The sequence below is a fragment of the Spirillospora sp. NPDC049652 genome (assembly GCF_040675125.1).
Taxonomy (GTDB): domain Bacteria; phylum Actinomycetota; class Actinomycetes; order Streptosporangiales; family Streptosporangiaceae; genus Spirillospora.
On sequence record NZ_JBFAOF010000102.1, the window covers coordinates 1 to 13,614 of the forward strand.

10 protein-coding genes and 1 pseudogene are annotated in these 13,614 nt (G+C 72.3%); 5 read left to right on the forward strand and 6 right to left on the reverse strand.

The genetic code is table 11. The features are described 5' to 3' along the window. Positions 1-67: 67 nt before the first annotated feature. The 4 genes from AB0J52_RS10025 to AB0J52_RS10040 all read right to left on the reverse strand — a co-directional run bounded on the left by AB0J52_RS10025 (position 68) and on the right by AB0J52_RS10040 (position 5,448). Positions 68-1,231, reverse strand: coding sequence for an FKBP-type peptidyl-prolyl cis-trans isomerase (locus tag AB0J52_RS10025; RefSeq protein WP_500181215.1), 1,164 nt, complete (start codon positions 1,229-1,231; stop codon positions 68-70). 876 nt (positions 1,232-2,107) lie between these two features. Beyond that, the gene (locus AB0J52_RS10030; RefSeq protein ID WP_500181216.1) at positions 2,108-3,280 is read right to left on the reverse strand and encodes a hypothetical protein; all 1,173 of its coding nucleotides are present in this window, start codon (positions 3,278-3,280) and stop codon (positions 2,108-2,110) included. A gap of 79 nt (positions 3,281-3,359) precedes the next feature. Beyond that, a complete protein-coding gene (locus AB0J52_RS10035; RefSeq protein ID WP_500181217.1) occupies positions 3,360-4,394 on the reverse strand; it encodes a sigma-70 family RNA polymerase sigma factor in 1,035 nt (344 codons plus the stop codon). A 61-nt stretch (positions 4,395-4,455) separates the two neighbouring features. Further along, positions 4,456-5,448, reverse strand: a complete 993-nt coding sequence (locus AB0J52_RS10040) for a zinc-binding dehydrogenase (protein WP_500181218.1) — start codon at positions 5,446-5,448, stop codon at positions 4,456-4,458. A 241-nt stretch (positions 5,449-5,689) separates the two neighbouring features. Between AB0J52_RS10040 and AB0J52_RS10045 the strand changes: the two genes are divergently transcribed. The 3 genes from AB0J52_RS10045 (at position 5,690) to AB0J52_RS10055 (ending at position 8,854) form a co-directional block, all read left to right on the forward strand. Then, complete coding sequence (locus AB0J52_RS10045) at positions 5,690-6,217, forward strand: SigE family RNA polymerase sigma factor (RefSeq protein ID WP_500181219.1); 528 nt, start codon at positions 5,690-5,692, stop codon at positions 6,215-6,217. Further along, on the forward strand, positions 6,214-7,425 hold the full coding sequence (locus AB0J52_RS10050) for a TolB family protein (RefSeq protein ID WP_500181220.1): 1,212 nt from the start codon (positions 6,214-6,216) through the stop codon (positions 7,423-7,425). Before AB0J52_RS10045 ends, AB0J52_RS10050 begins: the two co-directional genes overlap by 4 nt. A gap of 97 nt (positions 7,426-7,522) precedes the next feature. Next, positions 7,523-8,854 (forward strand): glutamate-cysteine ligase family protein, encoded by a 1,332-nt coding sequence (locus AB0J52_RS10055; protein WP_500181221.1) that lies wholly within the window; start codon positions 7,523-7,525, stop codon positions 8,852-8,854. A gap of 125 nt (positions 8,855-8,979) precedes the next feature. Here the strand turns inward: AB0J52_RS10055 and AB0J52_RS10060 are convergent. Further along, positions 8,980-9,070: pseudogene (locus AB0J52_RS10060) on the reverse strand. 326 nt (positions 9,071-9,396) lie between these two features. On the opposite strand from AB0J52_RS10060, the gene AB0J52_RS10065 reads away from it, so the two are divergent. Then, on the forward strand, positions 9,397-11,220 hold the full coding sequence (locus AB0J52_RS10065; protein WP_500181222.1) for a B12-binding domain-containing radical SAM protein: 1,824 nt from the start codon (positions 9,397-9,399) through the stop codon (positions 11,218-11,220). A gap of 231 nt (positions 11,221-11,451) precedes the next feature. Here AB0J52_RS10065 and AB0J52_RS10070 read toward each other — a convergent pair whose 3' ends face one another. Further along, positions 11,452-11,898 carry a MarR family winged helix-turn-helix transcriptional regulator gene (locus tag AB0J52_RS10070; protein ID WP_500181223.1) on the reverse strand — a complete coding sequence of 149 codons (447 nt, stop codon included), beginning with the start codon at positions 11,896-11,898 and terminating at the stop codon, positions 11,452-11,454. Positions 11,899-12,082: 184 nt separating this feature from the next. Between AB0J52_RS10070 and AB0J52_RS10075 the strand changes: the two genes are divergently transcribed. Beyond that, complete coding sequence (locus AB0J52_RS10075) at positions 12,083-13,534, forward strand: PP2C family protein-serine/threonine phosphatase (RefSeq protein ID WP_500181224.1); 1,452 nt, start codon at positions 12,083-12,085, stop codon at positions 13,532-13,534. Positions 13,535-13,614: the final 80 nt, after the last annotated feature.

The window sequence follows — 13,614 nt, forward strand, 5'->3', positions numbered from 1 at the left end:
CGCCCCCCGCCGGGCGGGCCCGGGGGCCCCGGGGGGCCGCGCCCCGACGAGGGTCAGCGTTCCTGGGTCAGCTCGTCTTGGCCGTCCCGAGGATGTCCACCACGAACACGACCGTGTCGGTGCCCTTGATGCCGGCCTGCGGGTTGCCGGACTTCCCGTAGCCGTCGGACGGCGGCAGGATCAGCATCACCCGGCTGCCGACCTTCAGGTCGCGCAGGCCCTTGAAGAAGCCGGGCATGGCGCCGGGCGGCGGGTCGGCGAGCGGGAACGCCGTGGGCGCGCCCTTCTCCCAGGACGAGTCGAACGTCTTGCCGGTGCCCCAGATCTGCCCGACGTAGTTCACCACGGCGGTGTCGTCCTTGGTGGTGGTCGGCCCGGTGCCCTGGATCAGGGTCTTGACCTGCATGGTCTTGGGCGGGTCCACCTTCGGGATGGTGACCTTGGGGGCCTTGCCCTTCTGCGGCTCGACCGTCGGCAGGTTCTTGTCGGTGAGCTTCTGCTCGGCGCCGGTCGCCTCCGCGTTGGTCGGGATGACCTTGAGGATGTCGGCGACGAACACGACCGAGTCGCCGTCGGCGAGGCCGAACTGCTGCGCCGACTGCGGGTCGAAGCTCTGGTCCGGCGGGATCTGCAGCACGACGCGGCTGCCCTCGGTCCGGTTGGTCAGGCCGTTCTTCAGGCCCTTGACCTGGAGCTTGTCGACCGGCAGCAGCTGCGGGCCGGGCTGCGGGTTGAGCTCGGTCTTCTCCCGGGTGTCCAGCACCTTCTTGCTGGTCGCGCCCTTCTTGTCCCCGCCCTTGGGCGTCCACTTGTAGATCTCGTAGTGGAGCAGCGCCAGCGTGTTGGCGGCGATCTTGGGACCGGTGCCGGTGACCGGCTGGGTCACCTTGAGGCTCTTGCCCGGCGTCACCGAGCCCGGGATCTTCACCTTCGGCGCCGCGCCGAACGCCCCGGTCACCTCGACCTTGGGCTCGGGCCGCGTCACGTACCAGGTGGTGCCCCCGGCGATCGCGAGCACCGCGACGACCGCGACCACGATCGCGATGGTGCGCCGCTTCTTCGCCTGGGCGGCGGTCAGCCCCGAGGGCTTCGCGGACGGCTTGAGCGGCTGCCCGCCGGACCGTCCGCCGCTGATGCCGTGCGGGGTGAACTCCGGGCTGCGGATGTTCTTGGCGTTCGGCAACTTCGCCTTGACCGCCGGCTCACCCCGGGGCTTGTCGTCGTCGGACATGTTTCCTCACTCGCTCCGGGTTCGTCGACACCTGTCCAAAGGTCAACCACCCTGCCAGGCCGCGGGTAAGGCCGCTGTGAAGAACAGGGAGAGGACCAGGCCCGCAATCTACCGTCCCGGGACCGAAGATGCCGCTCCCGGCGACCTCTGATCGGCGCCCGAAATTCCGGACCGCGCGCGGCCGCCCGGACGAGCCCCGGCCCGGACGGGCTGACCAGGGGCGACGGCCGGTCGCCGGGAGACCGCCCGAGCCCGGTGACCGGCGGAGCGACCCCCGGCCGGGGCCGTCCGTCTCAGATCCGACGCGCTCGCCGCCTACGAGTCCACCCGCGCCCCCACCCACCGCTCATAGTCGTAGGACTCGGCCCTTCCTTGCACGCGGTACCGCCACCGTCGGATGGCCCTCCGCGGGCATGGCAAAAGAGGTGGCACAGGCAACCGCTTGCTTGGGATAATGACCGCGATGAAGACAGGACGCTGTATTCATGGCCGTATCCCCGAGCGCTGTTCCCCCTGTGTAAGAGGCGCCAAGGTCCGCCCTTCAGGGACTCCCTCCAAGGTGTGGAGCACCGAGAAGGGAACGATGTTCCACAACAGCCCCCATTGCCAGCGGATCATTTGGGGGCACGGGAGGGCCCACACTCAGGGGAAGAACACGTACGAGCCGCGCGAGCGGACGATTGACGCCGCCGAGTTCACCTACGAGCAAGTCCCGTGCCCCGACTGTTTCCCCTGGCTGGTCCAGTAGCCGACGCCCCCCGGCGGATGACCGTCGGGCGCGGCCGGTCGCGGTGGCCTGGCTCATGGGCCGACTCGAACACAGAGGCCTCCTCCCGGTACCGGGGGGAGGCCTCTGGCCGTGCTGGGCGTGGTTCGTCAGGGGTGGGGGCGTTTGCGGCGGGTGCCGACTATCTGGCGCAGGAGGGCGAAGAAGACGAGCGCGCCGAGGACGACGATGCCCATCGTGATCGCGCGCTCCGGGAACGTCTTCGCCTTGATGATCACTGTGCCGGAGCCGATGAGGAAGCCGAGCAGGGTGACGAAGAGGCCGAGGACCTCGACCATCTTGAGCAGGCCCTCGGAGACGAGCTCCTGGGCGACCGCGATCCGCTGGGCGAGCTGCTGGGAGGCGTCCTCGATGCGCTCCTCCATGGCCGCGGTGGCCTCGTCGATCCGCTCGTCGATGCGTCCGCCCAGTTCCGCGCTGAGGGCGTCGCGGACGCTCTCGGCCTGGCGGCGCATCTCGCGGGCGTCGCTGATCGCGCGGCGCTCCTGCGCGTACTGCTCGTGCACCAGCATGTTGCCGACGCCGAACAGGTCGATCGCGAGGTCGATCTCGACGAGCGCCTCGTCGAAGCGGCCGAGCCGCCGGAGCGCGGACGCCCGCCGGTAGTGGACGTTCGGGTTGCCCTCGCCCCGCGCCATCATCGTCTCGGAGAGGCTGAGCAGCTCCTCGGCGGAGCCGCTGAGATGGTCGGCGAACCAGATCGCCGTGAGCGCCAGGTTGCGGCTCTTGTCGTCGGCGTCCGGCGCCTCGACGGCCCGGCGGTAGAGGTCGAGGCCGTTCGGCGCGCGGGAGCCGAGCGCGGCGAACGCGGCGAGGCTGAGGACGAGCGCGTCGTCGTGGAACTCGCCGAGCCACTGGTTGGTCCGCGTCCGCAGCTCCGCGAAGCGGTAGTCGAAGCGCAGCCGCTGCCCGTGGACGTAGGCCAGCACGAGCCGGTGCGTCCGCGAGCCGGAGAGGCCGCGGGCGAGCGTCCACTCGCGGTCGTCCGGGCAGCGCTGCTCGGCCAGCCGGGCGAGCCAGGCGAGGTCGGTGGTCACCCGCCGGATCCGCGGCACGTCGAGGCCGTGGTCCTCGGCGATCCGGGCGAGCTCGGCGATCCAGGCGAGCGAGTCGCCGGACGTCCGCGGCTTCAGGTACTCGACCAGCGCCACGGCCTGCCCGGCGGGCGGGACGGAGGCCAGCAGCTCCTCGACCGACGGGTCGCCGGGCGGGGCCTCGGCGTCCGGCGGGTGACCCGGCCCGGGGACGGGGCTCTGCTCCATGCTCCTCCTCGCGTCACCGGACGGACCGTCCGGGCAAGTCTCGACCGCCGGAGCCCCGGACGTCCAGATCCCGCGCCCATCAATTGATCTTGGTTCCGTCCGGGCGGGCGCTCGTCGCGAGCACGTCCGGGAGGCCGAACGCCGAGGCCAGGCCGGGGTCGTGGAACTTGACCACGCGCGAGACGCCGGTGGCGGTGGCGGCCAGCACCACGACCCCGTCGGCCCGGAGGACGCCGTCGGCGTCCCGGTGGTACACGACGGCGGCGGGCTGGCCGTTGGCGGCGGTGGCGGTCATCCGCCAGTCGCCGGGCGCGCCCAGGACGTGGGCGCCGAGGACGCGGAGGCACATCGTCCGGCCCGACTGCCAGTCGCGGAACGGCGTCGCCTCCAGCGTGGCGTCCGCGCGCAGCACCTGTTCCAGCAGGTCGGCGTCGGAGTGCTCGAAGGCCGCGATGTAGCCGGCGAGGAGCGCGCGTGCCCGCGGGTCGGTCGGTTCGAGCAGGTCGTCCGGCTCGGGGTCCAGTTCGTCCAGCCGGGCCCGGGCGCGCTGCAGGCCGCTCTTGACCGCCGCCGTGGTCGTGCCGAGGATCTCCGCCGTCTCGGCCGCCGAGAACGCCAGCACCTCGCGCAGGATGAGGATCGCCCGCTGGCGGGCGGGCAGGTGCTGCAGGCCGGCGATGAGCGCCAGCCGCAGCGACTCGCGTTCGACCGCCACCGCGGCCGGGTCGGCCGGGGACGCGGCGGTCCACGCGTCCGGCAGCGGTTCCAGCCACGCGACCTCGCCCGGCGCGGTGGGGTCCGGCGGACGGTCCGGCACGTCGTGAGGGCCCGCCAGACCAGAGGGCAGCACTCGGATCGGACGCGGCTTCAACGCCGTCAGGCAGACGTTCGTGGCGATCTTGTAGAGCCAGGACCGCACCGACGCCCGGCCCTCGAACCCCGCGTAGGACCGCCAGGCCCGCAGATAGCTCTCCTGCACCAGGTCCTCGGCCTCGTGGGCCGAGCCGACCATGCGGTAGCAGTGCGCCAGCAGCTCCCGGCGGAACCGCTCGGTCTCCGCCGTGAACCGCCCTCTCGAAGAGGCGGCGTCCACGTCGCGGACGTCCGTTTCCACTGTTCCGCCTCCAGCCATGGGAACCTCCGACTCACCGGCCAGGCACGACGAGCGACATCCGTCAGGGAAGCAGGGCGAGCTTGCCGACGGTGGCCCTGGCCTCCAGTTCCGCCAGCGCCTTCGGTCCTTCGGCCAGGTGGTACGCGGTGGGCCGGCAGGGGGAGAGCACCCCGGCCGCGACCAGCGCGAACATCTCGCCCATCACCTCACCGAAGACCTGCGGCGCGGCCTCGATCAGCACCCCGATGTTGAGGCCGACGACGTGGACCGGGTGCTCGTACACCAGCCCCCGGTTGCTGATCGCGGCCTCGCCGCCCGCCATGCCGTAGACGACGACCCGGCCGGTGACCCGCTTGGCGGCCGCCAGGCTCGCGCCGAAGGTGGCGCCGCCGGCCGACTCCAGGACCAGGTCGACCCCGGACCCGCCGGTCAGCTCCGCCACCCGGGCGGCGAGGTCGTCCCGGGCCGAGTCGAGCACGTGGTCGGCTCCGAGCGCCAGCACCGTCTCGTGCTTGCCGGGCGAGGCCGTGGCGATGACCGTCGCGCCGTAGTGCTTGGCCATCCGCACCGCCGCCTGGCCGGTCGCGCCCGCCGCGGCGTGGATCAGGACGGTGTGCCCGGCGGCGATCCCGCCCAGGGGCTTGAGCGCGGCCAGCGCGGTGGGCCAGTTCACGACCAGGCCCATCGCCTGCTGCTCCGTCCAGCCCGCGGGCACCGGCACCGCCGCGGCCGCGGGCAGGACCATGTACTCGGCGAAGGCGCCGGTTCCGACCCCGACGACGCGGGCCCCCGGCCGGAGTTCGGTCACCGCGCCGCCTACCGTCACGACCTCGCCGGCGGCCTCGAAACCCGCCACGTACGGTGGCCGCGGACCGCCCGCGAAGGTGCCGTGGGCCTTCGAGACATCGGCGAAGTTGACCCCGGCGGCGGTGACGCGGACCAGGACCTCTCCCGGGCCCGGGCTCGGCACCGGCGCGTCGGTGATCAGCCGCATGTCCTGCGGACCGTTGAGGGAGGTCTGCCGCAGCGCGCGCATGGTCGCGGGGATGCTCATTGGACGATCGGCCTTCTTCTCGGAGTCCAGGAGAGAGACCGACCCGCCGCGCGGGCCGCGCCTCTCCCATGTAGACCTCATCCGCTCCGGAAAGGAATCGCCCATACCCGGCCCTCGCCCGCTGGCCTCGTGAGGCCCCTGCCTTGTGGACGTGCCGAGGGGAAGGTCTGATCAAATAGTTCCGGCCGGGTGCCAACCCTTTCCGCCTCCGTGGTGTGTGTAACGGGAGACAAGGAGGCGGATGGTGCCATACGAAGGCTTGCCCGAGTTCGTCGCGGCGCGGGGACCGGCGCTGCTGCGGTCGGCGTACCTGCTCACCGGTGACCGGCATCTCGCCGAGGACCTTGTGCAGGCCGCCCTGGTGAAACTCGCGCCCCGCTGGAAGCGCGTGTCGTCCCAGGGCGATCCCGAGTCCTACGTGCGCAAGATCCTCTACCACGAGCACCTCAACTGGTGGAGACGCCGCGGCAGGCACGTCCACCCGAGCGCGGCGCCGCCCGAGCCCGCGGGGCATCCCGACATCGCCGACGGCACCGTCCGGTCGGTCCTGCTGGGCCAGGCGCTCGGCCGGCTCACCGCCAAGCAGCGCGCGCTGATCGTGCTGCGCTTCTACGAGGACCGCTCCGAGACCGAGACCGCGCGGCTGCTGGGCTGCTCGGTCGGCACCGTGAAGAGCCAGACCCACCGCGCCCTCGCGCGGCTGCGCGCCCTCGAACCCGGGCTCGCCGATCTCCTGACCGACACCGAGATCCCGGAGGTGGCGCGATGAGGCCGCGCCTGAACGACGCCCTGCACGAGCTCGCCGAGGAGGCCCCGACCGAGGTGAGCGCCGTCCGCGTCATGGCCGTCGCGCGCCGCCGCAGGCGGGTCCGCCTCATCGCCGTCCCGGCCGTCGCCGCCACCGCGGCCACCGCCGTCACGATCCTCGCCGGGACGACGCTGGCCGGGGGCCGCACCGGGACCGCCAGGCCGGCGGCGCAGCCGGACGCGCCCCTGGCCGTCGAGTCCGGGAAAGTCCTCAACCCTTCGCGCGTCCTGCCCGGCCCGCTCCCCGACGGGAAGGTCGAACCGGTCGTGTTCGCCTTCCTCGACCACTGCAAGGGCGAGAACATCAAGGAGACGACGAGCGCCAAGGGCGCCTGCGCCCAGTGGCGGCTGGTCGGCCGGTCCGGGAAGCAGTGGCGGCTGCCGGACGGCGTGGGCTCGCGCGTGGTGAAACCGCGGGACTACATGGGCGCCGACGCGCCGCTGGAGATCAGCCCGGACGGATGGCGCGTCGCGTACTACCGCGCGAAGGACCAGCGGCTCGTCGTCCGCGACCTGAACTCGGGAAAGGTCACCCCGGTCAGCTCGCGGACGGCTCCGGAGGCCATCCCCCAGATGATGTTCTCCGGCGACGGCTCGCACCTCGCCCTCTCGGCGGGGGAGGGCGGGAACGGCAGATCGACGCTGGTGGACACCAGGACCGGGGCCGCCACGGCGCTTCCCGCCGTACCCGTGATCGGAGTCAGCCGGGACGCGTCCACGATCGTCCTGGGCGACATCTGGTCCAAGGGGGCGCCGTTGACCGTCACCGGCCCGGACGGCAGGTCCCGCGCCACCGTCCGGCTCGATCCGAAGGTGGACCTGCGCCGCGTCAGCGGCAACGCGCTCTCGCCCGACGGGCGCACGCTGCTCACCTTCAGCACGGCGATGGACAAGGCCGTGCTCGTGGACGTCGCCACCGGCAAGATCACCTCCGAACGGCGGCTCAGCGGTGTGGGCGGCGCGACGGCCTGGACGGGCCCGACGACCTACTTCGCTCCGAGGGACAGGTCCGCGGACCCGGGTGAGCGCGGCGCGGGGACGCCCCCTCGGGTGTCCCAGGGCGTCATCGTCGACCTGACCACCGGCCGGTCCCGCGACGTCGGCATGAGGTTCGTGATCCAGGCGACCCAGTCCGCGCAGGTCTTCGGCGGCTTCCTCCCTTCGAGCTGACCGGCCGCGCACGGCGGCGACCGGGGTCCCTCTCGGTAAGGGGTGAGTGACTCTGTGTGATAGTGGTGGCCGTTCGGGCTGAGCGCGGGGGTGGGCATTGCTGCGGCGTGAGGATCTTGGGGCGCTGTTCGGGCCGGGGGCGGCGGAACGCGTCGGGCTGGAGATCGAGAGCGGGGTCGTCGATCCGGAGACCGGCCGCGCCGCGCCGTACGAGGGGGAGCACGGGATGGGGGCCGTGCTCGCCACCGTGCTGCGGGAATGGGACGGGGAACCGCAGCACGACGGCGCGGCGCTGGTGGGCGTCCGGCTGGCGGACGGCGGCCTGGTCGGGTTGGAGCACGGCGGCCAGCTCGAATACTCGGCGCCGCCCGCCGACGACGTGGTGAGCGCGGTGTCCGACGTCGGGCAGCGGCTGACGGCGCTTGCGGAGATCGTCGGACGCCACGGCCTGGCCCTGCTGCCGGGCGCGCACCTGCCGTTCGACGGGCTCGGGACGGTGTCCTGGGTGCCGCTGGAACGTGGCCGCCTCATGCGCGCCCACTTCGCCGGCCTCGGCGCGGCGGGCGGCGGAGGGCCGGAGATCCTGGCGCTGTCGACGTGCACCCAGGCCCACCTGGACCACCTCGGAGAGGAGGATTTCGTCGCGAAGCTGCGGTTGCTGGCCGCGGCGTCGCCCGTGGTGGCGGCCCTGTTCGTCAACTCGCCCCTGCACGAGGGGCGTGCGGACGGTCTGCTCTCCCGCCGTTCCTGGAACTGGACGCGGACGGACCCGCTCCGGTGCGGCGTGGTGGTTCCGGCCCTGAGCGGCCTGACGGGCACCGACGACGTCATCGACTGGGCGCTCGACCTCCCCGTGCTCTATTACCGGGACGCTTCGGGACGGCTCCGGTCCGGCCGGGGCCGGTCGTTCGCCTCGGCGCTGACGGAAGGGTTCGACGACGGTTCATGGCCGGACTCCGACCATTGGACGGCCCACCTGGCTCAGATCTGGACGCACGTCCGGGTGCGCGGAACCCTGGAGCTGCGGGCCCCTGACGGACCTCCGCACCCTCATTTCGGTGCCGTGCCGGCCTTCTGGGTGGGGCTCGCCTACCACCGTCCGTCCCGGGACGCGGCATGGGCGCTGCTGCGCGACTACACGATCGACGAGCATCGCGAGGCGGTCCGCCGCCTGCCTGCGGAGGGGCTGCGGACACGCCTGGGCGGGGACCAGGTGCGCGAACTCGCGGGCGAACTGGTCAGGCTGGCGCGGGAGGGCCTGCTGGCACGGGTGGCGGCCGGCCTGGAAGGCCCAGAGGCACCGGCGTATCTCGATCCGCTGAACGAGGTACTGGACACGGGCCGCACCTTCGCCGAACAGTGCGCGCACCGCTGGCGGACGGACCTCCGGGAGGACCCGCGCCGCTACGTGGCCGCCTACCGCGTGTGACGCGGATGTTGCGCGTGTGACACGCGAGTGGCACGGGGCGCGGTGCCCGTGTGGCACGGGCGGTGCGCGTATGACCTGGCCCCGGCACGGGTGCCGCGCGCGTGGCGGGGGCCGCGCGTGTGACCTGGTGCCGGGGGAAGGCATCGAACCTTCACGTCCCCAAGGGGGACACCCGGCCCGTGGGTCGGGTGCGTCTGCCAATTCCGCCACCCCGGCTTGCGGTTGCGAACGACAATCCTTCCCGCCTTCATATCGAGTTCGCTGAAGAGGACGGTACCTCCGCCCGGCAGGCGGTGGAAGGGCCCGTAGCGAACAAATGTCGATTACCCAAGTCAGCCCGCGATATCAGAACAACACGACGCCCGTGAACGGCACTTCAAATGATCACCTGCATGCCGTCGCCGTACCGTCCAAAGATCATTTGAGTCGCTCTCCCGCGCCCCCGCGTCCCCTGCCGGATGAGGACTTGTCAGACCGGCACCCGGCTGCTTCTATCGAAAGTGATTCTTTCCCTCGATGGCATCGACGGAGGGACGGCCTCGATGCGCGAGCAACGCTCGGTCTATCTGACCTATCCGCCGGCATCGAGCGTCTGGCATTTGCCGATGGGCATCGGCTACCTGGCCGGCCTGCTGGAGGAACGCGGTCATCGCGTGGTCCAGCACTACGGGCACATCGACGCCGTCGAGCACGTGTTGCGGCGCACCGGCGGGGACCTGGTCGGCCGGGCGCTGGCGACGATCCGCGACCCGGACGCCTCCGTCCTCGACCGCCACGACGTCCGCGTCCTCTTCGAACGGGTGTCGGCGGCCGTCCCGGCGACGTTCGAGGACTTCTCGGTCGCGCGCAACAACGTCACCTGCGACTCGCGGGTGTTCAAGGGCGACGTCGGCGAGCTGCTCGCCGTGCTCGACCGCCGCCGGGAGCACGTCTTCCACGACTACTTCGCCGAGGTGGAGCTGCCCCGGATCCGCGCCGCCGCCCCCGACGTCGTCGGCATCAGCGTCGCCGACGAGCGGCAGCTGGTCAGCGCGTGCGTCCTCGCCGCCCTCGTCCGCGAGGAGTTCCCGACGGTGCGGCTGTTCATGGGGGGCAACTACTGGGCCCGCACCATGGGCGCCTATCAGGATCCGCGGTTCGCGGCCCTGTTCGGCCACTGGGACGCCATCGTCTACGCCGAAGGCTTCCGGCCCGTCGTCGACCTCGTCGAAGGAGCGGAGCCGGGCTCGGTCGCGGGAGTGGTGTGGTGCGACGGCGACACCGTGCGGGTCACGCCCCGCACCCTGTCGCCGGTCGACTACGAGTCGCTGCCCACCCCGGTCTTCGACCGCGGGATCCGCCAGTGGAGCCCCGATTTCGTGCCGCCCCTCTACACGATGTCCAACTGCCCGATGCGCTGCGGCTTCTGCTCGATCGCCGCGGGCAGCGACACCTTCCTGCACAAGCCGCGCGTGATGTCGGAGCGGCGCGTCGCCGAACACATCGCCGCGCTCGGCGCGACCCGCGTCGACTTCGTCGACGAGTACCTCACCATTCCGAGGCAGCTGAAAATCGGCCGTGAACTCGCGCGGATCGGCCACAAGGCCACCTGGCAGTGCTATCTCACCGCGAGCGACCAACTCCTCGACCCGGAAAAGTGCCATGCCCTGGCCGAGGCGGGATGCTCGGCGGTACAGCTCGGCCTGGAATCGCTGGATCCGGACACGCTCCGCCAGGAGTCGAAACCGTGGAATCACCCGGCGAACTACGGCAGGATTCTGGCCAATCTCCACGAGGCCGGAATCCAGACCCACGTGTTCATCATCGTCGGCGTCCCCGGTGAGCCGATCAACCGTTCCCTGCGGTGGCTCTCGTTCCTGGAGGAATACGGCGAATACATTCTGACCATCAAGTCCGGCCGCTACCGCCTCACCCGCCGGGCACCGGACGAGGGCGTCGCCACGCTGCAGCGGCTGCCCGGCGTCCAGGTCGCGGGCGAGGACCTCCAGCTCCTCAACCTCAACCGCGACCAGTTCCGCTACACGACCGGCGGACTCAGCCGCAAGCGCGTCGAGGCGATACGGGACCTCCTGGAGGAGGCGTGCCGCCGCCACTGGGCCTACCAGGTGACCTCCACCATCCCCTGGTGGACGAACCGGGGCCGGTACTCCCTCGGCGAGCTCCGCTCGGCCGCGGACCTGCTCCGCGCGCACCGCCCGGCCGAACCGTCCATCCCGGCGAGCCACCTCAAGCGCGGCCTGTCGAAGATCACCAGCGCGCTGCGCGACGAGATCGGCATGCGCGTCACCCTCACGTCCTACGAGGACGCCCGCCAGGTCGCGGCCCACCTTCGCGCCACCGACGAGCAGAGCGCGGTCTCCCGTTAACGCGGGTCAAGTGGTAGGCGATCTCAGGGTCGGGATACTTGCCGCGCGGCAGTAGTCACAGGACGCGGCAAGTGGGTGTCCGAGGGGAGGCGACCGCTCCGTAGTGCGGTGTTCCTCCGCACACACAGGCCGTGGGTGGACTGCCCGAGGACGGGGCGAGGCGGCACAACTCCCGGTGCCCGGGGGTGTCGCCCGCACGAGCCACCCTCTACGATTGCCGCATGACAACTATTACTGGCCGGCCGCCTCGGTGAAGGCGGCGAGTCCTCGCAGGAGCTCCTCGCGGGATTCGGCGGTCATCCGGTTCAGGACCGCCTCCAGGTCCTGCTGCCGCCGGCGGCTCAGGTCCCGCAGCAGCTCATCGCCGGTGGGCGTCGGGCGCAACGCCACCTGTCGCCGGTTGTCGTCGCGCGGGGTGCGCACCAGCAGCCCCGCGGAGACCAGGCGGTCGCACAGCCGGCTGGCCGAGGACGGGATGACGCCCAGCGAGTCCGCCAGGGCGCGCAGGCTGAGGTCCGGGTTCGCGGCGACCGCTTCGAGCGCCGCGAGCTGGGAGCGGGGCACATGGCCGGCGACCTGTTCCTGCGAGCGGCACCAGACGGTGATGAACGCCTGTCCGGCCTGCTCCGGCAGCCTGTGATCGAGGGGCGGGGCGGTCCTGTCGGCGGGCTGGTTCACAGCAGGTCCTCGTACTCGGCTCCTGGGTCCCTTTCCGCCCTCCCCGATAGGACGCCGATGATTCCGCGAAACCACGAGACGATCAGGATGGCGCACCCTGAGTGACGACGGCCGAGTCGGGATCCGGGCCACGAGGGCGGCTGTGCCGGGCGGCCGCGGTGCCTGCCCCGCCAAGGAGACCCTGGTGACCCGAGGCAAGGCCCGCCGTCCCGCCGGCGAGGTGCGGTTGACGATGACGCTGGGCCTGCTGCGGCTGATCGCCCAGCAGCGCGAGCGGCTCGGACGGCTCCAGCGGGAGCTGGAGCAGATCACCCGCGGCACTCTGGAGCTGCACGCCGAGATGGCCGAGGCGGCCGAGCAGCTCCAGCACGCCGCGCAGGTCCAGGCGCACCTGCTGGAGGCCGAGCGCAAGGCCCGTGCCACCGCCGAGAGCACCCGGGCCCGCCTGGCGTTTCTCGCGCACGCGGGCGCGACCCTGTCGGCGTCCCTGGACCACGAGCAGATCCTGGGCCGGCTGCACTCCCTGATCACCGCGCAGCGCGTCGCGGTCCTGGACATCTGGCTGGCGGACGCGCAGCGGTCGCTGGTCCCGTTCGGCCAGACGAGCGGAGACGTGCCCGACGAGGCGCGGCGGGCGTTCACGGCGGGTCTGGTGCACCACGCGACGCCGCATCCGGCACTGCGGGCCACGGGCCTGGTCACCGTTCCGGCCGAGCGGGAGGTGCTGGCGATTCCCCTGGTCTCCCGGGAACGGACGCTCGGCGCGGTCGCCTACACGCCCGCCGGGCAGCCCTTCACCGCCGAGGACGTCGCCGTCTACGAGGAGCTGACCCGCCTGAGCGCCGTCGCGATCGACAACGCGATGCGCTACGAGTACGAGCACGGTGTCGCGCAGCGTCTCCAGCGGGCCATGCTGACCGAGCTGCCGCCCGCCGGACGGCTGGAGTTCGCCGCCCGCTACCTGCCCGCCGAAGCCGGGCTGAACGTCGGCGGCGACTGGTACGACGCGTTCGAGCAGCCCGACGGGCAGGTCGCCGCCGCCATCGGCGACGTCACCGGGCACGGGCTGCGGGCGGCCACCTTCATGGGGCAGCTCCGCACGGCGCTGCGCGCCTACGCCATCGACGGCGCGACCCCCGGCGAGGCGCTGTCGCGCCTGCACCGGCTGGTCGTCCACCTTCAGCCGCAGGACATGGCCACCTCGCTGCTGTTTCAGGCCGCCCCGGACGGGCGGCTGCGCTGGGCCAACGCCGGCCACCTGCCGCCGATGCTGCGCGGGGCCGCGGGGGACGTGCGCGTGCTGACCGGAAGCGACCCCCTGCTGGGCGCACCGATCGACGAGGTGCGGTACCGCACCCGCACCGTCGACCTGCCGCCCGGCGGCACCGTCCTGCTCTACACCGACGGCCTCATCGAACGCCGGGAGGGTTCGCTCGAAGCCGCGGTCCAGCGGCTCGCGGCCGTCTTCGCCGAGGCGACCGGCGATCTTGAGGACGTCGCCGAGCAGATCCTGGCCGAAATGCTCGCCGACAGCGCCCGGGAGGACGACACCTGCCTGCTGCTGTGCCGCGCCGCCCCGGTGAGTTCCGTCCCTGAGCCGTGCGCCCCGCGGCCGCTCAGACTGCCGCACCGATGAGGCCCCGCTCAAGCGGCCCGGATCAGGCGGGCGCGGATCGGGCCGGCGCGGATCGGGCGGGCGCGGATCGGGCGGGCGCG